Genomic DNA, 23,904 nt, shown 5'->3' with positions numbered 1-23,904 from the left:
CGGGCTGCGCTGCAGCCCGGCCCCCGGTGAGTCGCTGGAACGGCCCCGTCCAGAGGCTCACCCCGAGCGCGCGAGGGGTGAGGAGGACGGGGTCCTGCTACACGCCGCGGAAGCGGTTGATCGCGTCGATGTGCTTCTCGCGCTTCTCGGCGTCCTTGACCCCCAGGCCCTCCTGCGGGGAGAGGGTCAGGACGCCGACCTTGCCCTGGTGGGCGTTGCGGTGGACGTCGAGGGCGGCCTGGCCGACCTCCTCCATCGGGTAGACCTTCGACAGGGTCGGGTGGATGAGGCCCTTGTCGATGAGGCGGTTGGCCTCCCACGCCTCCTTGTAGTTGGCGAAGTGCGAGCTCAGGATCTTCTTGAGGTTCATCCACAGGTACCGGTTGTCGTACTGGTGCAGGTAACCGGTGGTGGAGGCGCAGGTGATGATCGTCCCGCCCTTCTTGGCGACGTAGACGCTCGCGCCGAAGGTCTCCCGGCCGGGGTGCTCGAAGACGATGTCGACGTCCTCGCCGCCGGTCAGCTCGCGGATCCGCTTCCCGAAGCGCTGCCACTCCTTCGGGTCCTGGGTCTCCTCGTCCTTCCAGAACTTGTAGCCCTCCGCGGACCGGTCGATGACCAGCTCGGCGCCCATCTTGCGGACGATCTCGGCCTTCTCCGGGCTGCTGACCACGCACACGGGGATCGCGCCGCCGTTGAGGGCCATCTGCGTGGCGTAGGAGCCCAGGCCCCCGGACGCGCCCCAGATCAGGACGGTGTCGCCCTGCTTCATGTTGGCGCCGTTCTTGCTGACCAGCTGGCGGTAGGCGGTGGAGTTGACCAGCCCGGGGCTGGCCGCCTCCTCCCACGTGAGGTGGGCCGGCTTGGGCATCAGCTGGTTGCTCTTGACCAGCGCCAGCTCGGCCAGGCCGCCGAAGTTGGTCTCGAAGCCCCAGATCCGCTGCTGCGGGTCCATCATCGTGTCGTCGTGGCCGGCCGGGTCCTCCAGCTCGACCGAGAGGCAGTGCGCGACCACCTCGTCGCCCGGCTTCCACTTGTTCACGCCCGGGCCCACGCGCAGCACGACGCCGGCGAGGTCGGAGCCCACCACGTGGTAGGGCAGGTCGTGCCGCTTGGTGAGCTCGGAGACCCGGCCGTAGCGCTCGAGGAAGCCGAAGGTGGAGACCGGCTCGAAGATCGACGTCCAGACGGTGTTGTAGTTCACCGAGGACGCCATGACGGCCACGATCGCCTCGCCCGGGCCGAGCTCGGGGGTCGGCACTTCGTCCACGTGGAGGGACTTGCGCGGGTCCTTGTCCTTCGTGGCCTGGCCTTCGAACATGTGCTGCTCGTCCTTGCGGACGAGCACGGCGCGGTAGGACTCCGGCACGGCCAGGCCCCCCAGCGCGTCCAGCTGGTCGGCGAGGATGGCGTCCCTGATCTCGTTCACGCGTACTCCCGGGTCATCGGTGGCCGTGGTCGGCCGGGCTCGGAGGGCGGTGCGGGTGCGGTGAGGTTACCGGTGGGTAACCGACGGGACGGGGCGGGTTCAGCGGGCCGGCTCCACGAGCTCGACCAGGACGCCGCCGGCATCCTTCGGGTGGACGAAGTTGACCCGGCTGTCCGACGTCCCGCGCCGGGGGGTGTCGTAGAGCAGTCGCAGGCCGCGCTCGCGCAGCGTCGCGCTCACCGCCTCGACGTCGTCGACCCGGAAGGCCAGCTGCTGCAGACCGGGACCGGAGCGGCCGATGAACTTCGCGATGGTGGACTCCGGCGTCAGCGGCGCCAGCAGCTGGATGCGGGTCTCCCCGGTGCCGACGGCGAGCATGGCCTCGCGGACGCCCTGCTCCTCGTTGGTCTCCTCGTGCACCGAGTGCACGCCGAAGGTCCGGGCGTAGAAGGCGATCGCCTCGTCCAGGTCGGGGACGGCGATGCCCACGTGGTCGATGGTCGTCAGCAGGCCCTCGGGCAGGCCGGGGCGGGCGGCGTCGTTGCTCACGCGAGGCATCCTGCCGTCAAGACGTCTGAGACGACAGGTCGTTGTGGTGGGCCTCACTCCCCGGGCGTGACGGCGGCCACGAAATCCGCCCTGCCGCGCGTCGGATGCCCGTCCTATCCTTCCCGGAAGGCCCGACGCCGCGCCGGTAACGCCGTCGCGGTGCGTCCCGACAACGAGGTCGCCACCGGCGGCGGCCCGCCACTGGAGGCAGCATGTCCCGCTCGGTCATCGTCAGCGGCGCCCGTACCCCGATGGGCCGGCTCCTCGGCTCGCTCAAGGACTTCTCGGCGGCCGACCTCGGCGGCATCGCCATCAAGGCCGCGCTCGAGCGGGCCGGCATCTCCGGCGACCAGGTCGACTACGTGATCATGGGTCAGGTCATCCAGGCCGGCGCCGGCCAGAACCCCGCCCGCCCGGCCGCGGTGGCCGGTGGCATCCCGATGTCGGTGCCCTCGCTGACCATCAACAAGGTCTGCCTCTCCGGCATGAACGCCATCGCGCTGGCCGACCAGCTCATCCGCGCCGGCGAGTACGACGTCGTCGTCGCCGGGGGCATGGAGTCGATGACCCAGGCGCCGCACCTGCTGGCCAGCTCGCGGACCGGCACGAAGTACGGCGACACGAAGCTGATCGACGCGATGGCCCACGACGGGCTGTCGGACACCTTCGACCAGGTGGCCATGGGGGCGCTCACCGAGCAGGCCAACAGCCGCTACGACCTGACCCGCGAGGAGCAGGACGAGTTCGCCGCGGCCAGCCACCAGAAGGCCGCGCGCGCCGCCAAGGACGGGATCTTCGACGAGGAGATCACCCCGGTCCTCATCCCGCAGCGCAAGGGCGACCCGATCGAGTTCCGCGAGGACGAGGGGATCCGCCCCGACACGACCGCCGAGAGCCTCTCGAAGCTCAAGCCGGCCTTCGCCAAGGACGGCACGATCACCGCCGGCACCGCCTCGCAGATCTCCGACGGCGCCTGTGCCGTCGTGGTCATGAGCGCCGAGAAGGCCGCCGAGCTCGGGTGCACCGTGCTCGCCGAGATCGGCGCGCACGGCGTCGTCGCCGGCCCGGACGCCACCCTGCAGAGCCAGCCGTCCCGGGCGATCCAGAAGGCCTGCGAGCGCGAGGGCATCGACCCGACGTCGCTCGACCTGGTCGAGCTGAACGAGGCGTTCGCGGCGGTCGGCATCGTCTCCACCCGTGAGCTGGGCATCGACCCGGAGAAGGTGAACCCGAACGGCGGGGCCATCGCCCTCGGGCACCCGATCGGCATGAGCGGCGCTCGGATCGTGCTGGACCTGGCGCTCGAGCTGCGCCGCCGCGGTGGCGGTGTCGGCGCCGCCGCGCTGTGCGGTGGCGGCGGCCAGGGTGACGCGCTGATCCTGCACGTGCCCGCGAAGAGTTGAGCGAGCTCGCGAGCTCGACCGGGGAGCGGAGCACCCCCGGCACGTGGCTGACGAGCGCCAGCGAGGAGGCCGCGTGACGGAGGGAACCGCGGTCCAGCCGGCGGCTCCGGGCGCCCCTCGCGGGCGGCGGAGCCGTCGGGCCGCCGACGTCCCGACGCTGGTAGCGGGGGCCCGCGAGGGCGATGCCCGGTCGGTGGCCCGGTTGATCTCCCTGGTCGAGGACGCGAGCCCGGCGCTGCGCGAGGTGGCGGCGGCGCTCGCCCCACACACCGGTCACGCCCAGGTCATCGGCCTGACCGGCTCGCCGGGCGTGGGCAAGTCGACGTCGACGACCGCGCTCGTGCGGGCGCTGCGGCAGGCCGGCAAGCGGGTCGGGGTCCTGGCCGTGGACCCGTCGTCGCCCTTCTCCGGCGGAGCCCTGCTCGGCGACCGTGTGCGCATGCAGGACCACGCCGGCGACAGCGGCGTCTTCATCCGGTCCATGGCCTCGCGCGGGCACCTCGGTGGGCTGTCCTGGGCCACGCCGCAGGCCCTGCGCGTGCTGGACGCCGCCGGGTGCGACGTGGTGCTGATCGAGACCGTCGGCGTCGGGCAGTCCGAGCTCGAGATCGCGTCGCTCGCCGACACCACGCTGGTGCTGGTGGCCCCCGGCATGGGGGACGGCATCCAGGCCGCAAAGGCCGGGATCCTCGAGGTCGCCGACGTCTTCGTGGTGAACAAGGCCGACCGGGACGGTGCCGACCAGACCGTGCGCGACCTGCGCTACATGCTCTCGCTCGGCGGGCGGCACTCCGAGGCCGGGCACTGGCGCCCGCCGATCTGCCGCACGGTGGCCGCCCGCGACACCGACAACGGGGTCGAGGAGGTCCTGGCGAGGATCGAGGAGCACCGGCAGTGGCTGGAGTCCTCGGGGGAGGGGCACCGTCGCCGCAGCGAGCGGGCCGCCCGCGAGATCGAGGCGATCGCGCTGGCCACGCTGCGCGAGCGGATGGGTGACGTGCGCGGGTCCGCCGCGCTCGGGGCCCTGGCCGACGCGGTCGTCGGCGGCGGGACCGACCCCTACCGCGCCGCCGACGAGCTGCTCGGCCAGCTGTAGGCGCTGACCGGGCAGGGCGCGCCCGGTACGGCGAGGATGGACGGGTGAACGGACTACGGCATTGAACGGCAAGGCGGACGCCGTCGTGGTCGGAGCGGGACCCAACGGGCTGGCGGCGGCGCTCCGCCTCGCGGCTGCCGGCCTGCGGGTGCAGGTCGTCGACGCCGGCGAGCGGCCCGGCGGCGGGATGCGCACCGAGGAGCTCATGCGCCCCGGCTACCACCACGACGTCTGCTCGACCGTCCAGCCGCTGGCCGCCGCCGCGCCCTTCTTCCGCGAGTTCGACCTGCCGGCGCGGGGTGTGCGCCTCGTGCAGCCCCGGATCAACTTCGCCCACCCGCTGGACGGCGGCCGGGCGGCGGTCTCCCACCGCTCCCTGGAGCGGACCGCGGAGGGGCTCGGCGCGGACGCGGCCGCCTACCGTCGCCTGTTCGCGCCGCTGGTGGAGCACGGCGCCGACATCGTCGACTTCTTCCTCACCAGCCGGCTGCGCAGCTTGCCGACGCGCAGCCCGGTGCAGATCGCCAGGTTCGGGCTCACCGGCCTGCCCAACGTGCGCTGGCTGGCGCAGCGGTACTTCGACACCCCGGAGGGGCAGGCCCTCATCGCCGGCGCTGCCGCGCACGGAATGCTCGACCTGCGCCAGCCGCTGACCTCGGCGCTGGGCATGCTGCTGACGATGCTGTCCCACCACGTCGGGTGGCCACTCGTCGAGGGTGGGTCGCAGAAGCTGGCCGATGCCATGGTCACCGCGCTCGAGGAGCAGGGGGGCGAGGTCGTCACCGGGCGCCTGATCACCGACCTGCGCGAGTTCGAGGGCGTGCCGGCGGTCCTGCTCGACACCACGCCGGACGCCTTCGTGTCGATGGCCGGGGACCGGGTGCACGAGGGTTACCGCCGCTGGGTGCAGCGCTACCGGCACGGCGCCGGAGTGTTCAAGATCGACTGGATCCTCTCCGAGCCGGTGCCGTGGGCCAACCCCGACGTACGCAGCGCCGGGACGATCCACGTCGCCGGCACTTTGGCGGAGACGATCGCGGGGGAGCAGGCGCCGAACGAGGGGCGGCTCACCGACCGCCCCTACGTGCTCGCCGTCCAGCCGACCGTGCCCGATCCCAGTCGCGCCCCGGACGGCGGGCACATCTTCTGGGCCTACGTGCACGTGCCGCACGGGTCCGACGTCGACATGACGCAGGCGATCGAGACGCAGATCGAGCGGTTCGCGCCCGGCTTCCGCGACACGGTCGTCGACCGCCACACGAAGAACGCCGTCGCGATGGAGCAGTGGAACCCCACCTACCGGGGCGGGGACATCTCCAACGGCCAGACGACGCTCTGGCAGATGCTGGCCCGCCCGGTCCCGCGCTGGAACACCTACAAGACGCCGGTGCGCGGGGTCTACCTCGCGTCGTCGGCCACCCCGCCCGGTCCCGCCGTTCACGGGGCCTGCGGCGACCAGGCCGCGCGCGTCGCCCTGGCCGAGGTGTTCGGCGTGCGGGAGGTCCCGCCGCTGCGGCCACCGCTGCACTGAGCCGCCCGGCCGTCGTCAAGTGGGCGGGGGGTCGAGCGGCCCGGACCCCACGCGGCGTCGAGGGTCAGTGCACGAGCCGCAGGGCCGCGGCGATGCGGGCGAGCAGCTGGACCGGGTCGGTGAGGTCCTCCGCGGTCACGAGGACGACGGCCCAGCCGGCCGCGGTGAGGCGGTTCAGGCGTCGGCGGTCCCGGGCCACGTCCTGCCGCTCGCCGTGCCACCGCCCCTCGTACCCGACCGCGAGCCGGTGGTCCGGCCAGGCGACGGGAAGGACCTACCTCCCTGCCCCCTACCACTCGCAGGCTCGCGGTGGGCCCCTGCAGGGAAGCCGCCGGGCAGGAGGAGTCGCAGCCGCGTCTCCTGTGGCGACTCGGCGAGCCCGTCGGCGAGGTGCACCGCGACGCGGGCCCGGCGGCAGCCCGGACCGGCCGCCGCACCGGCCGCCGCACAGGCCGCGGCCCGGACGGCCGTCCGGTCGACAGGCCTCACCCGGTGCCGGCCCGACGTGGTGACGGTCGGGGTCGACACCACGACAGGTCGGCACCGAGCGAGGGTGGCGGCGGGGGAACGTGGCGCAGGTACCGTGCCGCGCATGGTCCGACCGCTGGGGTTGCCGTTCGACCCGATCGAGCGCGCCGGGGAGACGTGGGAGAAGCACTTCGGGCCGTCCTCGGCGATGCGGGCGGCGACGTCGGTCTTCCGGGTCCAGCAGATCCTGCTCGCCCGCTTCGACGAGGTGCTGCGCCCCCTGGAGCTGACGTTCGCCCGGTACGAGGTGCTCGTGCTGCTCACCTTCAGCCGGTCGGGGGAGTTGCCGCTGAAGGTGATCGGCAGCCGGCTGATGGTGCACCCGACGAGCGTCACGAACGCGATCGACCGCCTGGTCGCGGCGGGCTACGTCGACCGCCGCCCCAACCCCGCCGACGGTCGGGGTGTCCTCGCCTCGATCACCGAGCGCGGTCGCGCCGTGGTGGAGGAGGGCACCCGGGCGCTCACCGGCATCGGTTTCGGCCTGGAGGACCTCTCGGTCGACGAGCACGAGATCCTGTTCGCCACGCTGCGCCGGGTCCGGCTGGGCGCCGGCGACGTCGCCGGGTGACCCTCGACACAGGATAGTTGGACGTCCTAGCATCTCGGCATGACCCAGGACGCGCGGCAGCGGTGGCAGCAGCGGTACGACGCGGCACTGGCCGCAGGTCGGGTGCGGGACGCGGACTTCACGACGCTCTCGGGCGTCGAGGTCGACCCGGTGTACGGGCCGGCCGACGAGAGCGCGGTGGAGGGCTTCGAGCGGATCGGTTACCCGGGTGAGTTCCCCTTCACCCGGGGCCTGCACGCCACCGGTTACCGCGGTCGGGCCTGGACCATCCGGCAGTTCGCCGGCTTCGGCAACGCGAAGCAGACGAACGAGCGCTACAAGATGATCCTGGCCGAGGGCGGCGGCGGGCTCTCGGTGGCCTTCGACATGCCCACGCTCATGGGCCGGGACTCGGACGACCCGCGCAGCCTCGGCGAGGTCGGCCACTGCGGCGTCGCCATCGACACCGCCGTGGACATGGACGAGCTCTTCGACGGCATCGACCTCGCGGGGACGACGACGTCGATGACCATCAGCGGCCCCGCCGTCCCGGTCTTCTGCATGTACCTGGTCGCCGCCGAACGCCAGGGCGCCGACATCGGGAAGCTGAACGGCACCCTGCAGACCGACATCTTCAAGGAGTACATCGCGCAGAAGGAGTGGCTCTTCCCGCCGGAGCCGCACCTGCGCCTGATCGGCGACCTGATGGAGTACTGCGCCGAGAAGATCCCGGCGTACAAGCCGATCAGCGTCTCGGGCTACCACATCCGCGAGGCCGGCTCGACCGCCGCGCAGGAGCTGGCCTACACGCTGGCCGACGGCTTCGCCTACGTGGAGCTGGGCCTGTCCCGCGGCCTGGACATCGAGCAGTTCGCGCCCGGCCTCTCGTTCTTCTTCGACGCGCACATCGACTTCTTCGAGGAGATCGCGAAGTTCCGCGCCGCGCGCCGCATCTGGGCCCGCTGGCTGCGCGACGTCTACGGAGCGACGACGGAGAAGGCCCAGCAGCTGCGGTTCCACACCCAGACCGCCGGCGTCTCCCTGACCGCCCAGCAGCCGGACAACAACATCGTCCGGACGGCGGTCGAGGCGCTGTCGGCCGTGCTCGGCGGCACGCAGAGCCTGCACACCAACGCGCTCGACGAGGTGCTCGCCCTGCCCAGCGCCAAGGCAGCGCAGATCGCGCTGCGCACGCAGCAGGTCATCGCCGAGGAGACCGGCGTCATGAACGTCGCCGACCCGCTCGGCGGCTCCTGGTACGTCGAGGCGCTCACCGACGAGATCGAGCGGCAGGCCGAGGAGATCTTCGCCCGCATCCGCGACATGGGCACCGACGGCACGATGACCTCGGGCATCCTGCGGGGCATCGAGGACGGCTGGTTCACCGGGGAGATCGCCGAGGCGGCGTTCGTCTACCAGCGGGCGCTGGAGAAGGGCGACAAGAAGGTGGTCGGGGTCAACACCCTGGTCGGCTCGGTCGACGCCCACGACAAGCTGGAGATCCTCCGGGTCAGCCACGAGGTGGAGCGGGACCAGAAGGCCGAGCTCGCCGAGCGCCGGCGGGAGCGGGACGACGACGCCGCGCGGGCGGCCGTCGCCCGCATGGTGGAGGTGGCCCGGACCGAGCAGAACATGGTGCCGGCCATGCTCGACGCGGTCCGCGCCGAGGCCACCCTCGGCGAGATCTGCGACGCGCTCCGCACCGAGTGGGGCGGCTACACCGAGCCCGCGCGGTTCTGACGTACCCGCCCGGCACGATGCCGGGCATGACCGACCACGTGCACCACGCCATCGACTACGTCGAGCTGACCGTCACCGACCTGGAGCGGGCGAAGCGCTTCTACGCCGAGGCGTTCGGCTGGGACTTCACCGACTACGGGCCGGCCTACGCCGGGATCCGCGGCGCGGGCGGCCCGGAGGCCGGCGGCCTGCGGGTCGACGAGCAGCCGCCTCGGCCCGGCGGCCCGCTCGTCCTGCTCTTCTCGGCCGACCTCGACCGCACGGTCGCCGCCGTGGCGGCCGCCGGCGGTCGGGTGACCGAGGGCCCCTACCCGTTCCCCGGCGGTCGGCGGTTCCACTTCGCGGACCCGGACGGCAACGAGCTGGGTGTCTGGTCGGAGGCCTGACCGGGGCCGCTCGATGCGCCACGGGGGGCGCGGGTGGCACGAGCAGGGGCGGCCGGTAGGACCGGCGTGCGCGGGGTGGGATGATCGAGGTCATGCAGCCGACCCGTCCCGGACGCCCCGACCCGCGCGCGCAGGCACAGCAGGCCCAGATGGCCGCCGCCATGGCCGGCGCCGTCGACCTCGCCGCCGTCAAGGCCCGCTCGGAGGCCGCAGCACGCGCCCAGACCGCCCCGCCGCCCAGCGCCTCCGCGCCGGCGGGCGCGGCGGGCGGCGCCGTCGTCGACGTCACCGAGGCCACGTTCCAGGCCGAGGTGCTGGACCGTTCGTTCCAGGTGCCGGTGGTGCTCGACCTGTGGGCCGAGTGGTGCGGTCCGTGCAAGCAGCTCTCCCCGGTGCTCGAGCGGCTGGCCGTCGAGGGCGGCGGCTCCTGGGTGCTGGCGAAGGTCGACGTCGAGGCCAACCCGGCGCTGGCCCAGGGGCTGCGCGTCCAGGGCATCCCCGCCGTCAAGGCGGTGTGGCAGGGGCAGCTGGTCGCCGAGTTCACCGGGGCCATCCCCGAGGAGCAGGCCCGCCAGTTCGTCACCGAGCTGGTGCAGGCCACCACCGGCGGCGCGGTCCCCGGCGCCCAGCCCCAGGAGGTGGAGGATCCGCGGCTGGACGCCGCCGAGGCCGCGCTCGAGCGTGGTGACCTCGCCGCGGCCGAGGCCGCCTACGAGGCGATCCTCGCCGAGGAGCCCGACCACCCCGACGCCAGCATCGCCGTGCGCCAGGTGCGGCTGTTCCGCCGGGCGGAGGAGGCGGGGCCGGAGGCGCTGGCCGCCGCGGACGCCGCGCCCGACGACGTCGCCGCGCAGACACGGGCCGCGGACTTCCTGCTGGGCACCGGCGACATCGAGGCCGCCTTCGACCGGCTGCTCGACGTCGTCCGCCGCACCGGGGGCGAGGACCGCGACCAGGCGCGCAAGCACCTGGTGGAGCTCTTCTCGGTCGTCGGCGACCAGGACCCGCGCGTCGCCGCGGCCCGCCGTCAGCTCACCGCCGCGCTGTTCTGAGCCGGCCCCGCTCCTCTTCCCGCGCGCATGCGAGCGGGGAGAGGAGCGGGCCTTCACCGGATGTCGCAGGCCTCGCCGCCGTCGAGGAAGCCGCTGCGGAAGGCGCCGACCAGCTCAAAGCCCGAGGCGTCGGTGTCGGGGAACACCTGCTCGTCGACGCCGTAGCGCAGCAGGAACTGCACGGCCTCGTCGAGGTCGCCCGGGCTGATCTCGGCCTCGACCACGTCGACGAACTCGGCGTTGTACCACTGCGCCTGATACCAGCCGGTAAGGCAGACCGCCGACCGGGTCGCCTCGCCGTCGTCCACCGACAGGCCGGCCTGGTCGCGCACCGCGAGCGCGTAGGGGAGGGCCATGGCCGTGGCCAGCGCGAAGTCGCCGATCTCGTCGTAGGCCGGTACCGCGAGGTCGGTCTCGTCGATGTAGACGGTCAGCTCGTCGGGGCAGTAGCCCAGATCCCGGCCGTCGAGCCCGTCGCAGGCCGGGGCGCTGCCGTCGAACCCGGCGATCTCGGGTTCCTCGAACCGACCGCCGAAGGCCGCGGGGAAGACGTCGCCCCAGAAGGCGGGCAGGGTGGCGCCCACCCAGTCGACGATGTCGGCGAAGTAGGCGTTCCCCTGGTTGAGGTCGGTCGGAGTGAACTCCGCGGCGGTGAACAGCCGGTCCTCGCCGAACGCGTCGCGGCAGGTGCCCAGACCGCTCTCGAAGCCGTCGTAGAAGGCCGAGACGCGGTCGAAGTAAGAGCCGTGCGCCTCGACGTCGTCCGGGTCGCTGCCTACGTCGTCACGGAGCAGGAGGAACCCCCGGACGACGTCGTCGAGCTCCGGCTCGCGCAGGGACACGTGCGCGGCCTCCCCGTCGGCGACCCAGCGGGTCCAGGCGCCGGCGAGGCAGTCGGCCTGGGTCTCGTCTTGGATGCTGCGCCCGGACTCGGCGAAGCCGAACCGGCCCTGCATGGCGTGCCCGAACTCGTGCGCCATGATCACCGGCACGAGGAAGCGTCCGTAGTCGTCGGAAAGCTCCTCCAGCAGCGCCCGGTCGTAGGCGATGACGTCGCAGGCCGGGTCGTAGAACGCGTTGCCGGCCACGTCCTCCGGCGCGGTGGGGGAGCCCGCGCAGCCGATCCCGGTCTCGGGGTAGGCGTTCCCGTCCAGGTCCTCGGAGTCCACGGAGAAGTAGCCCTCCAGCGGGGTGTACTCCTCCCCGAAGTACTCGGGGTAGGCCTGTGTCCAGAAGGTCTCGAGGTCGGCCAGGGCGTTGCGGGCGAACTGGTCGATCGGCTCGTCGCTCACGCCGGTGATCGGGAACTGCTCGGCCGGCACATCGGTCGGCGCCCCGTCGAGGGGAGTGGCCTCCCCGCGGACCGTGCCGGTGGCGCAGCCGGAGAGCACCAGTCCCGCGGCCACCAGGGGGGCCACCCGGCGCAGCAGCTCTCTCATCCGGTGGGGCTCCTCCAGGCGGTGCGGGGCGCGCGTCCGGGCGGTCGCGCGCCGCACAGCATGCCCGGTGGCGCAGGACCCGGCCACCACCCGGCAGCGCCGGAGCGGCGCGGCCGGGTGGTGGAACGCTGGATCAGCCCTCGTGCAGGAACCAGACGGTGCCCAGCGGCGGTGCCGAGATCGTCGCCGAGTACGGCTGGCCGTGCCAGGGCTCCGCCTCGGCCTCGATCCCGCCGTAGTTGCCGACGCCGGAGCCGCCGTAGCCCTCGGCGTCGGTGTTGAGCACCTCGCGCCAGTGCCCGGGGCGGGGCAGCCCGATGCGGTACTCGTGGTGCGGGGCGCCGGAGAAGTTGACGACGCAGGCCAGCGCGGAGCCCGCGACCGTCTCCTCGGCGGTGCCCTCTCCGGTGCCCTCTTCGCTGCCCTCCGCGGGGTCCGCCGCGGCTCCGGCTCCCTGCGGGGCGGCCCCGTAGCGCAGGAAGGACAGCACGTTGCCCGAGGCGTCGTTGGCGTCGATCCACTGGAAGCCGGCCGGGTCGACGTCCAGCGACCAGAGGGCGTCGAGCTCCTTGTACCGGCCGTTGAGGTCGGTGACCAGCTGGAGGATGCCGCGGTGCGCGGGGTCGTCGAGGTGCCACCAGTCCAGCGAGCGGCTCTCCGCCCACTCGGAGTCCTGGGCGAACTCCGATCCCATGAACAGCAGCTGCTTGCCGGGGTGGGCCCACATGTAGGCCAGGTAGGCGCGCAGGTTGGCCAGCTGCTGCCACCGGTCCCCGGGCATCTTCCGCAGCATGGACCCCTTGCCGTACACGACCTCGTCGTGGCTGATCGGCAGCACGTAGTTCTCGCTGTACGCGTAGTGCATCGAGAACGTCAGCTGGCCGTGGTGGTAGCTGCGGTAGACCGGCTCCCGCTCGACGTAGGCGAGCGAGTCGTGCATCCAGCCCATGTTCCACTTGAAGCCGAAACCCAGCCCGCCCAGGTGGGTCGGCCGGGTGACGCCGGGCCAGGCGGTCGACTCCTCGGCGATCGTCATGACGCCGGGGACCTCGCGGTAGACGGTCGCGTTGAACTCCTGGAGGAAGGCCACCGCCTCCAGGTTCTCCCGGCCGCCGTACTTGTTGGGCTCCCACTCGCTGCGGGAGTAGTCCAGGTAGAGCATCGAGGCGACCGCATCGACGCGGATGCCGTCGATGTGGAACTCCTTGCACCAGTACAGCGCGTTCGCGACCAGGAAGTTGCGGACCTCCGACCGGCCGAAGTCGAAGACGTAGGTGCCCCAGTCCAACTGCTCGCCCCGGCGCGGGTCACCGTGCTCGTAGAGCGGCGTCCCGTCGAAGCGGGCCAGCGCCCACTCGTCCTTGGGGAAGTGGGCGGGCACCCAGTCGACGATGATCCCGATACCGGCCTGGTGTGCCCGGTCGATCAGGTACCGCAGGTCGTCCGGGGTGCCGAAACGGGAGGTGGGCGCGTAGTAGGAGGTGACCTGGTAGCCCCAGGAGCCGCCGAAGGGGTGCTCGGCCAGCGGCATGAACTCGATGTGGGTGAAGCCGGCCTCTCGGACGTAGTCGACCAGTTCGTCGGCCATCTCGCGGTAGGACAGCCCCTCGCGCCACGAGCCGGCGTGGACCTCGTAGACGCTCATCGGGCGCTGGTGCCACCCGGCCTCGGCGCGCTCGGTCAGCCAGGCGTCGTCGCGCCACTCGTAGGTGGACTCCGTCACCACGGACGCGTTCAGGGGCGGCACCTCGGTGGCGAACGCGAGCGGGTCGGACTTCTCGCGCCAGGTCCCGTCGGCACCCAGGACGTGGTAGCGGTAGCGGGTGCCGACCTGCACCCCGGGGATGAAGATCTCCCAGACACCGGAGGACCCGAGCACCCGCATCGGGTAGGCGCGGGCCTCCCAGTAGTCGAAGTCGCCGGTGACCTTCACGCCGCGCGCGCTGGGCGCCCAGACGGCGAAGGAGACGCCCTCGACCGTGCCGCGCGGCGTCTCGTACCGCCGGACGTGCGCGCCGAGCACCTCCCACAGCCGCTCGTGGCGCCCCTCGCGGATCAGGTGCTCGTCGACCGGTCCGAGCGTGGGCAGCCAGCGGAAGGGGTCGTCGACCGTGTGCGTGGTCGTGCCGCCCTGCCCGTCCCCGTAGACCACCTCGATCCGGTAGTCCCCGGGCTGGCGGGGGAGGCGCGCCTCGTGGATGCCCCCGTCGTGCAGGCGCTCGGCCTCGTACCGGCTGCCGTCCTCGTCGAGGACGGCGACGCTGACCGCATCGGGCCGCAACGTGCGCACCGCCCAGCCCTCGGCCGTGCGGTGCGCGCCGAGGATGCGGTGCGGGTCGTGCGACCAGCCTTCGACGATCGCCCGGAGGTCCTCCTCGCCGAACTCCTCGATCCCGCTGTCCTCGGCGGCGCCGGCGGTCGTACCGCCGGCGGGGGACGGAGCGCCGGCCGGCAGGACCGGCGCAGCCGGCTCCGCCGAGCCCCCGGTGGCCGCCCGGTCCTCGGTCGGCGCCTGCGGGGTGTCGGGCTGGGCCGGGTCGGGGTCGGGGGCTTCCGGCTGCCCGGCCGGGGCGCCGCTGGGGGAGCCGGGCTCGGCGACGGGGGCGGGGGCCACCACCGGGTTGGCGGTGATCTCGGTGTCCTCGCTGCCGGGCTCCGGCGTGGCCTCGGTGGCCGTGGTCGCGGCGGCGACCTTCTTCGCCGTCGCCCGCTTGGTTGCCGTCGCCCTCGTGGTGGGCGTCGCCGCGTCGGCGGCGGCCGCCTTCTTGGCCGGGGTCGCCTTCTTGGCCGGCGCCGCCTTCTTCGCGGCCGGGGCCTTCTTCGCGGGCGCCTTCTCGGCGGGGGTGGCCTTCTCGGCGGGCGCCTTCTTCGCCGCGGCGCGGCGGGTCGTCTTCTTCGCCGGTTCGGCGTTCACGACCGGGCCGCCGGCAGCTGCCTCGGCCTCGGCCACCTTCCGGTCCACGGCGCGCTGCAGATCGTCCTTGTCGGCCACGTGGCTCTCGCCTCGGTCGTCGGTCGTCATCGTCTCGCCGTCCTCGTCCGTTCTCGGTGCTCTGGTCCGTCGGTTCGGGAGCTCAGTCGCGGCCGGCGAGCCGGGCGATCGACTGGAGCGGGATCATCAGCCAGTGCGGACGGTTCCTCGCCTCGTAGACGCATTCGTAAACCGCCTTGTCGGCCTCGAACGCCCGAAGGAGTGGTGACTCCCCGCACGGGTCCAGGCCGCTGGCCTCGGAGTAGCCGGCGCAGAAGGCGGCCCGGTTCCGTGCCGCCCACTCCTGGGCGCGGTACTCGCGCTGCGGGTCCTCCGGCTGCTCGACGAGCAGGTGCCGGGCCGCGTAGTCGAAGCTGCGCAGCATGCCGGCGACGTCGCGCAGCGGGCTGTCGAGCTCCCGGCGGGACACGAGCGGGCGGGCCGGCTCACCCTCGAAGTCGAGGATGATCCAGCCGGTGGCGGTGCGCAGCACCTGGCCCAGGTGGAGGTCGCCGTGCACCCGCTGGCGGACGACCTGCTCGCCGCTCTCGGCGACGGCGGCGTAGACCTGGCGCAGCGCGTCCGCGTGCTCCTGCAGCTGCGGCACGATCTCGATCGCGGCGTCGAGCCGCTCGGACATCTGCCGGGCCACGGTCGGGTACCAGTCCGGCGCGGCCTCCTCCGTGGGGAGGACCGCAGCCATGTCGGCGTGCACCGAGGCGGTCGCCGCACCCAGCCGCTCGCTGTCGGCCGCGAAGTCCCCACCCACCTCGTCGGCGTGCAGGTCACCCTCGGCGTACAGGTCGCGGACGCTCGCGGTCGCCAGCCGCCAGCCGTCGCTGGCGTTGGGCACGAACGTCTGGAGCATGGCCACGGTGGCCGGTTCGCCGCCCGCCGGGTCGTCGATCTCCACGTGACCCAGCAGCGGGGCGATGTGCTCGTTGTCGGTCCGGCGCAGGGCGCCGTGGATCTCGACGTCGGGGTTGAGCCCGGGCTCCAGCCGCCGGAAGAGCTTGAGGATCGCCTCCTGGCCGTACACCAGCGAGGTGTTGCTCTGCTCGGTCGAGACGATGTCGCCCGGCAGGCCAGCGGGGATGTCGCCCTCGCCGGCGGGGGAGAAGTTCATCGGGCCCACCGAGGAGCCGTTGGCCAGGTGGATCAGCCACGGCGCGGTGGCCTCCCGATCGCGCATCGCGTCGTAGGCGTAGGTCTCCTGCCCCTCGCCCACGACCGCGCCGATGTAGGCCGCTCCCAGCTCCTCGGCCTGCTGGTCGCGCCAGGAGATCGGCACCAGGTAGGTGTCGCGGGCGCCGTCGGTGTACTCGATCCGCACCCGGTGCACCGACAGCACCGGGTTGCCGCGGTCGAGGAAGAAGCCGTCCTCGGTGACCCCGGCCCACTCGCGGCCCTTGCCGCCGAACCACCGCTGCTGCGGGATCCACTCGCGGAACAGGTCGATCAGTGCGCTCATCGGGCATCTCCGGACTCGTCGGACGGCTCGTCGGCGGCGCTCACCACGCCCGCGGCCAGCAGGGAGTCGGCCACGGCGCTGGAGGTGGCGCTGGCCCAGTCCTCGTGCTCGTCGGCGGCGGGCTCGGTCGGCTTGGAGAGCTCGAACCAGTAGAAGCCGTGGCCGGCGAGGGTGAGCATGTACGGCAGGACGCCGATCTGCGGGAACTCCACCCGCCCGGTGAGCTCGATCGGCGTGTAGCCCTCGAAGCGGCGCAGGTCCAGCTCGACCGGCTGCGGGAAGCGCGACAGGTTGTTGACGCAGAGCACGACGTCGTCGCCGAACTCGCGCACGAACGAGAGCACCGTGGGGTTGCGCGAGCCGATCTCGGCGTAGCTGCCCAGCCCGAAGGTGGGGTGCTGGCCGCGGACCTGGATCATCCGCCGGACCCACTGCAGCAGCGAGTTGGTGTTGCGCAGCTGGGCCTCGACGTTGGTGACCTGGTAGCCGTACACCGGGTCGGCGTTGAGCGGCAGGTACATGCGCTGGGGGTCGGCGGTGGAGAACCCGCCGTTGCGGTCCGGGGTCCACTGCATCGGCGTCCGGACGCCGTCGCGGTCACCGAGCCAGATGTTGTCGCCCATGCCGATCTCGTCCCCGTAGTAGAGGACCGGGGAGCCCGGCAGGCTCAGCAGGAGCGCGTTGAACAGCTCGAGGGTGTTGATGTCGTTGTCCAGCAGCGGGGCCAGCCGCCGGCGGATGCCGATGTTGGCCTTCATGCGGGGGTCCTTGGCGTACTCGTCCCACATGTAGTCGCGTTCCTCGTCGGTGACCATCTCGAGGGTCAGCTCGTCGTGGTTGCGGAGGAAGACGCCCCACTGGCAGTTGTCCGGGATGTCCGGCGTCTGCGCCATGATCTCCGAGATGGGGAAGCGCTGCTCCCGGCGCACCGCCATGAACAGGCGCGGCATGACGGGGAAGTGGAACGCCATCTGGCACTCGTCGCCGTTCTCGCCGAAGTACTCGACGACGTCAGCCGGCCACTGGTTGGCCTCGCACAGCAGCACCGTGTCCGGGTAGTTGGCGTCGACGACCTTGCGCACCTCCTTGAGGAACTCGTGGGTGCGCGGGAGGTTCTCGCAGTTGGTGCCCTCCTCTTCGAAGAGGTAGGGCACGGCGTCGAGCCGGAAGCCGTCGATGCCGAGGTCCAGCCAGAAGCGCAGGGCGTCGATGATCGCCTCCTGCACCTTCGGGTTCTCGAAGTTCAGGTCGGGCTGGTGGGAGAAGAACCGGTGCCAGAAGTACTGCTTGCGCACCGGGTCGAACGTCCAGTTGGAGCTCTCGGTGTCGACGAAGATGATCCGGGCGTCGGCGTAGCCGGTGTCGTCGTCGGCCCAGACGTAGAAGTCGCCGTACGGGCCGTCGGGGTCGCTGCGGCTGGCCTGGAACCACGGGTGCTGGTCCGAGGTGTGGTTCATGACGAAGTCGATGATCACGCGCATGCCCCGGGCGTGGGCCTCGTCGAGGAACTCCTTGAAGTCCTCGATGGTGCCGAACTCGGGCAGCACCGCCGTGTAGTCGCTGACGTCGTAGCCGCCGTCGCGCAGCGGGGAGGCGAAGAACGGTGGCAGCCACAGGCAGTCGACGCCGAGCCACTGCAGGTAGTCCAGCTTGTCCTTCATGCCGCGCAGGTCGCCGACGCCGTCGGCGTTGCTGTCGGCGAAGCCGCGGACGAGCACCTCGTAGAAGACCGCGCGCTTGTACCACTCGGGGTCGGTGCCCGGCGGCGGGAGCGCGGACCGGTGCGAGGGGGAGTCGGGGACGGGAACGTTCATCGGGAGCGGGTGCCCCTCTCCTGTCGTGCCTGGGGTGGAAGTGCGCGGCCCGCCTGCCGGGGCCCGCCGCGAGCGCGCGAGCGGTGGGGGTGGGGGGCAGGCGGGTCCTCTTTCAGTCGACCGGCGGGGGGAACTGCACGGGCCGCGGGAAGGTGACCGCGAAGACGTGGGCGGGCTCCCGGTAGGGGTCGAGCTCCACGTAGTTGAACTGGCCCCAGTCGTAGCGGGCGCCGGTCAGCTCGTCGGTGACCCCGAATCGCTCGTGCCAGTCCAGGCCCAGCGCCGGCAGGTCCAGCGCCGTCGTCCCGATCTGGGTGTCGCGGCTGGACAGGTTCACGACGACGATGACGGCGTCGTCCGAGCCCGGGTCGGTCTTGGAGAAGCAGAGCAGGCTGGGGTTGTCGACCTGGTGGAAGCGCAGCGTGCGCAGCTGCTGCAGCGCCGGGTGGGCGCGCCGGACCTCGTTGAGCCGTCGCAGGTACGGGGCGAGGCTCCGGCCGGACGCCTCCGCGCCGGCCCAGTCGCGCGGGCGCAGCCGGTACTTCTCGCTGTCCAGGTACTCCTCGCTGCCCGGCTTCACCGCCACGTGCTCGAAGAGCTCGAACCCGGAGTAGACGCCCCAGGTGGGGCTCATCATCGCCGCGAGCACGGCGCGGATCTTGAACATCGGCGGGCCACCGAACTGCAGCGACTCGTGGAGGATGTCCGGGGTGTTCACGAAGAAGTTGGGCCGCATGTAGTGGCTGTTCGCGGCCAGCTCCCGGCCGTACTCCTCCAGCTCCTCGCGCCCGGTGCGCCACGTGAAGTACGTGTAGGACTGCGTGAAGCCGATGCGCGCCAGCTGGTGCATCATCGCCGGCCGGGTGAACGCCTCGGCGAGGAAGAGCACGTCGGGGTGGCTCTGCTTGACGTCCCAGATCAGCCAGTGCCAGAAGTTCAGCGGCTTCGTGTGCGGGTTGTCGACGCGGAAGATCGTCACCCCGGCGTCGATCCACACCTGGATCACCCGGCGGCACTCCGCGTAGATGCCCTCGGGGTCGTTGTCGAAGTTGATCGGGTAGATGTCCTGGTACTTCTTCGGCGGGTTCTCCGCGTAGGCGATCGTGCCGTCGGGCTTGGTCGTGAACCACTCCGGATGGGTCTCGACCCACGGGTGGTCCGGCGCGGCCTGCAGCGCGAAGTCGAGCGCGACCTCCATGCCCAGCTCCCGGGTGCGGGCGACGAAGGCCTTGAAGTCGTCCATGGTGCCCAGCTGCGGGTGGACGGCGTCGTGCCCGCCCTCGTCGCTGCCGATGGCCCACGGGGAGCCCACGTCGTCGGGGCCCACGTCGTGCGGGTTGCCGCCGGGGAACTGGCTGGAGTTCGGGCCCTTGCGGTTGACCTTGCCGATCGGGTGGATCGGGGGCAGGTAGACGACGTCGAAGCCCATGTCCGCGATCGCCGGCAGCCGGTCGGCGGCGGTGGTGAAGGTGCCGTGCGTCGGGACGCCGCCGACGACGGGCCCCTCCGACCGCGGGAAGAACTCGTACCAGGAGCCGTAGAGGGCCTCGCGACGGTCGACCCACACCTCGTACCGGGGGGAGCGGGTGACCAGCTCGCGCACCGGGTGCTCGTAGAGGTAGCGCTGGAGCCCGGCGGCCAGCGCCGGGGCGATGCGCACGGTCAGCTCCTGCGAGGTGTCGCGGAGCGCGGCGGCGGCGGCCTCCACCCGGCCGCGCCAGTCCTCCTCGGCGTCCGCGGCCACCCGGTCGAGCAGCCGGGCGCCCTCCTCCAGGTCGTTGGCCAGCTCGTCGGCGCCCTGGCCGGCCTCGACCTTGACCTCGACGGCGTGCCGCCAGGTGGCCAGGGGGTCGCTCCAGGCCTCGATGCGGAAGGACCAGGAGCCCTCGCGGTCGGGGACCACGGTGGTGAGCCAGCGGTCGGGCTCCTGCCCGTGCTTCGCCAGGCGGCGCAGCGGGCCGGGGTCGTCCTCGGCGCCGGGTGGGATCCACACGACGTTGGCCGCGACGGCGTCGTGGCCCTCGCGGAAGACGGTGGCGGTGATCGGCAGGTGTTCACCGACCACCGCGCGGGCCGAGAAGGACCCGCAGGACACGACGGGGGCGACATCGGTGATGCCGAGGCGGAGATCAGCGCGGCCAGTCATCGGCGACCACGCTACTGAGCTGCCGCCTCACCAGCATCTCGGCCGCTCGTCCGCAGCTCCCACCTCACCCGTCCGGGGTCGGTGGCCTGCTCCGGCGGGCTCCACGGGGCACCGCGCGACGGACGCGACGGAGGGCCCGCGACTCGTTAGGCTCGCCGGGTGCGAGCTCTTCGTCGGTTCACCGTCCGCGCGGCTCTGCCGGAGCCGCTCCTGCCGCTCTCCCAGCTGGTGACGAACCTGCGCTGGTCCTGGCACGTCGAGACCCGCGATCTGTTCGAGGCCCTCGACCCCGATCTGTGGGGCCGCTGCGGCGGCGACCCGGTGCGCGTGCTGGGGGAGGTGTCGGCCGAACGCCTGGCCACCCTGGCCAAGGACCGGCGGTTCGTCCGCCGGCTGACCGACGCCGTCGACGACCTGGAGGAGTACCTCGCCACCCCGCGCTGGTACCAGTCGCTGGGCGACGAGGCGCCGCGGAGCATCGCCTACTTCTCCGCCGAGTTCGGCATCAGCGAGGTGCTCCCGCAGTACTCCGGCGGCCTGGGCATCCTCGCCGGCGACCACCTGAAGGCCGCCTCCGACCTCGGCGTACCGCTGATCGGCGTGGGCCTGCTGTACCGGGCCGGCTACTTCAGCCAGGGGCTGTCCGCCGACGGGTGGCAGCTCGAGCACTACCCCTCGCTGGACCCGCACGGCCTGCCGATCAAGCTGCTCCGCCAGGCCGACGGCTCGGCCGTGGTCATCACCGTGCCGCTGCCGGAGGGGCGGACCCTGCACGCGCACGTCTGGCGCGCGCAGGTCGGGCGGGTCTCGCTGCTGCTGCTGGACAGCGACATCGAGGAGAACGCCCCGGGCGAGCGGCTGGTCACCGACCGGCTCTACGGCGGCGACGAGGACCACCGCCTCCGGCAGGAGATGCTGCTGGGCATCGGCGGGGTGCGGGCGCTGCGCGCCTACTGCTCGCTGACCGGCACCCCGCAGCCGGAGGTGTTCCACGCCAACGAGGGCCACGCCGGCTTCCAGGGCGTCGAGCGCATCCGGGAGCTCACCGAGGCGCACGGTCTCACCTTCGCCGAGGCGCTCCAGGCCGTGCGCGCGGGCACCGTCTTCACCACCCACACCCCCGTGCCGGCCGGCATCGACCGGTTCCCGAAGGCGCTCATCGAGCGTTACTTCACCGGCTTCGGCGTGCCGATGGACCAGCTGCTCCCGCTGGGCGCCGAGGACGACCCGACGAAGTTCAACATGGCGCACATGGGCCTGCGCCTGGGCCAGCGGGCCAACGGGGTGAGCGCGCTGCACGGGCACGTCAGCCGGGGGATGTTCAACGACCTGTGGCCGGGCTTCGACGAGAGTGACGTGCCCATCAGCTCCATCACCAACGGCGTGCACGCCCCCACCTGGACCGCGCGCGAGCTGGTGGAGATGGGCACCCAGACCTCCAGCCAGGGCGATCCGGTCACGGTCGACGGGCCGGTGCACTTCGACGGCGTCGACAAGATCCCCGCCGACGTCCTGTGGGGCGTCCGCCGGGCGCTGCGGGGCCGCCTCGTCGAGGAGGTGCGCCGGCGGATCCGGGAGACCGCGCTGTCCCGCGGTGCCACCGAGACGGAGGTCGGGTGGACCGACACCGCCTTCGACCCCGACGTGCTCACCATCGGCTTCGCCCGCCGGGTGCCCTCGTACAAGCGGCTGACGCTGATGCTGCGCGACCCGGAGCGGCTCAAGGCCCTCCTCCTGGACCCCGAGCGACCCCTGCAGCTGGTCATCGCCGGGAAGAGCCACCCCGCGGACGACGGCGGCAAGCGGCTCATCCAGCAGATGGTGGAGTTCGCCGACGACCCGGAGATCCGCCACCGGATCGCGTTCCTGCCCGGCTACGACATCGGGATGGCGCGCTACCTCTACTGGGGCTGCGACGTCTGGCTGAACAACCCGCTGCGCCCGCTCGAGGCCTGTGGCACCTCGGGCATGAAGGCCGCGCTCAACGGCGGCCTGAACCTCTCCATCCGCGACGGCTGGTGGGACGAGTGGTTCGACGGGCAGAACGGCTGGGCGATCCCCACCGCCGACGGCGTCGCCGATTCCGACCGCCGCGACGAGGTGGAGGCCCGGGCGATCTACGACCTGCTGAGCACCCAGGTGCTGCCGCGCTTCTACGAGCGGGACAGCGACGGCGTGCCGGGCCGCTGGGTGGAGATGGTGCGGCACACCCTGCGCGAGACCGGCCCCAAGGTCCTGGCCACCCGGATGGTCCGCGACTACGTCCGCGGGCTGTACGTGCCGGCGGCCGGCTCGGCCCGTGCTATGGCCGCCGACGGCTACGCACCGGCGCGCACCGAGGCCTCGTGGCGGGCGCACCTGCTGTCCCAGTGGCACGACGTGCGCGTCGCCCACGTCGAGGCGACCGGCGCCGGCGACACCCCGGAGATCGGCTCGACCCTCGCGCTGCGGGCCGAGGTCGAGCTGCCGGGGCTGCAGCCCGGCGACGTCCAGGTGCAGGCCGCCTACGGCCGGGTCGACGACGCCGACGGGCTGCACGAGGTGACCACCGTGCCCATGGCCCACGAGCACGCGGACGGGACGCGCCACTGGTTCACCGCCACCGTGCCGCTGGAGCGGACGGGCGCCTTCGGCTACACGGTGCGCGTCCTCCCGCACTCGGAGCACCTCGCCGATCCGGCGGAGCTCGGCGTGGTGAGCACGGCGTAGCCGGGCTCAGCCGGCTCATCCACCACGTCGGCCCCAGCGACACCGTGTGACGTCGTGACGCCCCGGCGTGGCGTCGGCCCGCGCCCAGCCAGACCGCTCGCGGATCACTAGGCTGGACGCCATGCCCGACCGCTGTGAAGTCCTCCCCGGAGATGCCGTCGTCGCCCGCCGTGGCGGCGGCCTGCTGTGGGTCGACGCTCCCGGCTCGCCCGCCCTCGTGTCGGCCCTGCACGCCTGCTTGGGCGTGACGGGTCCCGGGGCCGACCGCGTCCTCGCCGCCGTCGCCGGTCAGCTGAGCTCCCTCGCCTCCGGCAGCGTGTCCTTCGCCCTCGTCGTCACCGCCGACGCCGGAACCGGTGTCGCGCTGTGGGCGGGCAAGGGGCAGCCGGCCGTCGACGGCGTCCCGGTCTCCGGGTCGTCGGTCGAGGGCGGCACGCTCGCGGCCGGCTTCTCGCTGGGGCAGTCGCTCTACGTGGGCCCGGGGCAGTCGGCGCCGCGCACCCCGCCGGGGGTGAGCTACGACCTGGTCGAGGGCACCGTGCCCGGCGGCAGCGCCACGCTGCACCTGGCCGGTGCGGCGCCGGTCGCCGCGGCACCGGTGGCGGCGGCGCAGTCGTCGTTCTCTGCGGGCACGGACGCGGGCTTCGGCGCCGGCCGGGGCTCCTCGGCGGCGTCGGCCCGCCCCGACTCGGGGGAGCAGACCGCCTTCTGGCGGCCGGACCCCGCCGAGGCCACCCCGATCCTGCGGTTCGACGACGGCATGGTGGTCACCATCGACGAGGACCTCGTGCTCGGCCGGCGTCCCGACAACCACGAGATGGTCTCCAGCGGCTCGGCGCGTGCGGTGCCGATAGCCGACACCCAGAACGTGCTCTCCTCCGCCCACGCCGCGCTGACCCGCAACGGCCGCGAGGTCTCGCTGGTCGACCTCGGCTCGCTCAACGGCACCCACGTCGCCGGCCCCGAGGCCACCGAGTGGACCCAGCTGGAGCCGGGTGTGGCCCACCCGCTCTCCGACGGCGACCGCCTGCTGCTGGGCTGGACCGTCATCACCTTCGAGCAGCCGCAGGAGTAACTGCAGGGCGAACCA

17 protein-coding genes are annotated in these 23,904 nt (G+C 72.7%); 9 read left to right on the top strand and 8 right to left on the bottom strand.

All coding sequences use genetic code 11. The annotated features are described in order from the left end of the window. Nucleotides 1-97: 97 nt before the first annotated feature. Both ccrA and mce read right to left on the bottom strand, forming a co-directional pair. The gene (ccrA, locus tag ACI799_RS15770) at nt 98-1,429 is read right to left on the bottom strand and encodes a crotonyl-CoA carboxylase/reductase (protein ID WP_456588902.1); all 1,332 of its coding nucleotides are present in this window, start codon (nt 1,427-1,429) and stop codon (nt 98-100) included. Between the two features lie 99 nt (nt 1,430-1,528). Then, nucleotides 1,529-1,987, bottom strand: coding sequence for a methylmalonyl-CoA epimerase (mce, locus tag ACI799_RS15765; RefSeq protein WP_456588901.1), 459 nt, complete (start codon nt 1,985-1,987; stop codon nt 1,529-1,531). Nucleotides 1,988-2,190: 203 nt separating this feature from the next. Between mce and ACI799_RS15760 the strand changes: the two genes are divergently transcribed. From ACI799_RS15760 to ACI799_RS15750, 3 genes are all read left to right on the top strand, one after another. Continuing rightward, nucleotides 2,191-3,381, top strand: coding sequence for an acetyl-CoA C-acetyltransferase (locus ACI799_RS15760; RefSeq protein WP_456588900.1), 1,191 nt, complete (start codon nt 2,191-2,193; stop codon nt 3,379-3,381). A 73-nt stretch (nt 3,382-3,454) separates the two neighbouring features. After that, complete coding sequence (gene meaB, locus ACI799_RS15755; protein ID WP_456597957.1) at nt 3,455-4,477, top strand: methylmalonyl Co-A mutase-associated GTPase MeaB; 1,023 nt, start codon at nt 3,455-3,457, stop codon at nt 4,475-4,477. Nucleotides 4,478-4,538: 61 nt separating this feature from the next. Continuing rightward, a complete protein-coding gene (locus tag ACI799_RS15750; RefSeq protein WP_456613444.1) occupies nt 4,539-6,008 on the top strand; it encodes a phytoene desaturase family protein in 1,470 nt (489 codons plus the stop codon). Nucleotides 6,009-6,072: 64 nt separating this feature from the next. Here the strand turns inward: ACI799_RS15750 and ACI799_RS15745 are convergent, their stop codons facing one another. Then, entirely contained in the window at nt 6,073-6,207 is a 135-nt protein-coding gene (locus ACI799_RS15745) for a hypothetical protein (protein ID WP_456597959.1), read from the bottom strand. Nucleotides 6,208-6,600: 393 nt separating this feature from the next. Between ACI799_RS15745 and ACI799_RS15740 the strand changes: the two genes are divergently transcribed. From ACI799_RS15740 to ACI799_RS15725, 4 genes are all read left to right on the top strand, one after another. Further along, a complete protein-coding gene (locus ACI799_RS15740) occupies nt 6,601-7,107 on the top strand; it encodes a MarR family winged helix-turn-helix transcriptional regulator (protein ID WP_456588896.1) in 507 nt (168 codons plus the stop codon). A gap of 39 nt (nt 7,108-7,146) precedes the next feature. Next, nucleotides 7,147-8,826: an acyl-CoA mutase large subunit family protein gene (locus ACI799_RS15735; RefSeq protein ID WP_456613443.1), complete on the top strand. Its 1,680-nt coding sequence runs from the start codon at nt 7,147-7,149 to the stop codon at nt 8,824-8,826. A gap of 26 nt (nt 8,827-8,852) precedes the next feature. Further along, on the top strand, nt 8,853-9,212 hold the full coding sequence (locus tag ACI799_RS15730) for a VOC family protein (protein WP_456588894.1): 360 nt from the start codon (nt 8,853-8,855) through the stop codon (nt 9,210-9,212). A 92-nt stretch (nt 9,213-9,304) separates the two neighbouring features. Next, nucleotides 9,305-10,264, top strand: a complete 960-nt coding sequence (locus ACI799_RS15725; protein WP_456613442.1) for a tetratricopeptide repeat protein — start codon at nt 9,305-9,307, stop codon at nt 10,262-10,264. 53 nt (nt 10,265-10,317) lie between these two features. On the opposite strand, the gene ACI799_RS15720 is transcribed toward ACI799_RS15725, so the two are convergent. The 5 genes from ACI799_RS15720 to ACI799_RS15700 all read right to left on the bottom strand — a co-directional run bounded on the left by ACI799_RS15720 (nt 10,318) and on the right by ACI799_RS15700 (nt 20,105). Then, nucleotides 10,318-11,703: a neutral zinc metallopeptidase gene (locus ACI799_RS15720; RefSeq protein ID WP_456613441.1), complete on the bottom strand. Its 1,386-nt coding sequence runs from the start codon at nt 11,701-11,703 to the stop codon at nt 10,318-10,320. 133 nt (nt 11,704-11,836) lie between these two features. Next, entirely contained in the window at nt 11,837-14,725 is a 2,889-nt protein-coding gene (glgB, locus tag ACI799_RS15715) for a 1,4-alpha-glucan branching protein GlgB (RefSeq protein ID WP_456613440.1), read from the bottom strand. 52 nt (nt 14,726-14,777) lie between these two features. Further along, nucleotides 14,778-16,145: a maltokinase N-terminal cap-like domain-containing protein gene (locus tag ACI799_RS15710; protein ID WP_456613439.1), complete on the bottom strand. Its 1,368-nt coding sequence runs from the start codon at nt 16,143-16,145 to the stop codon at nt 14,778-14,780. After that, complete coding sequence (gene treS, locus ACI799_RS15705) at nt 16,142-17,959, bottom strand: maltose alpha-D-glucosyltransferase (RefSeq protein WP_456599656.1); 1,818 nt, start codon at nt 17,957-17,959, stop codon at nt 16,142-16,144. Before treS ends, ACI799_RS15710 begins: the two co-directional genes overlap by 4 nt. Nucleotides 17,960-18,071: 112 nt before the next feature. Beyond that, a complete protein-coding gene (locus ACI799_RS15700) occupies nt 18,072-20,105 on the bottom strand; it encodes an alpha-1,4-glucan--maltose-1-phosphate maltosyltransferase (protein ID WP_456588888.1) in 2,034 nt (677 codons plus the stop codon). 159 nt (nt 20,106-20,264) lie between these two features. Here ACI799_RS15700 and glgP point away from each other — a divergent pair, with 159 nt between their 5' ends. Together glgP and ACI799_RS15690 are read left to right on the top strand one after the other, a co-directional pair. Beyond that, nucleotides 20,265-22,814, top strand: a complete 2,550-nt coding sequence (glgP, locus tag ACI799_RS15695) for an alpha-glucan family phosphorylase (protein ID WP_456588887.1) — start codon at nt 20,265-20,267, stop codon at nt 22,812-22,814. A gap of 121 nt (nt 22,815-22,935) precedes the next feature. Beyond that, entirely contained in the window at nt 22,936-23,889 is a 954-nt protein-coding gene (locus tag ACI799_RS15690) for an FHA domain-containing protein (RefSeq protein WP_456613438.1), read from the top strand. Nucleotides 23,890-23,904: the final 15 nt, after the last annotated feature.

This window comes from Blastococcus sp. SYSU DS0753, from assembly GCF_054051175.1.
Note: the sequence above shows the minus strand (reverse complement) of the source record. Positions and strands in the feature narration are given on the sequence as shown.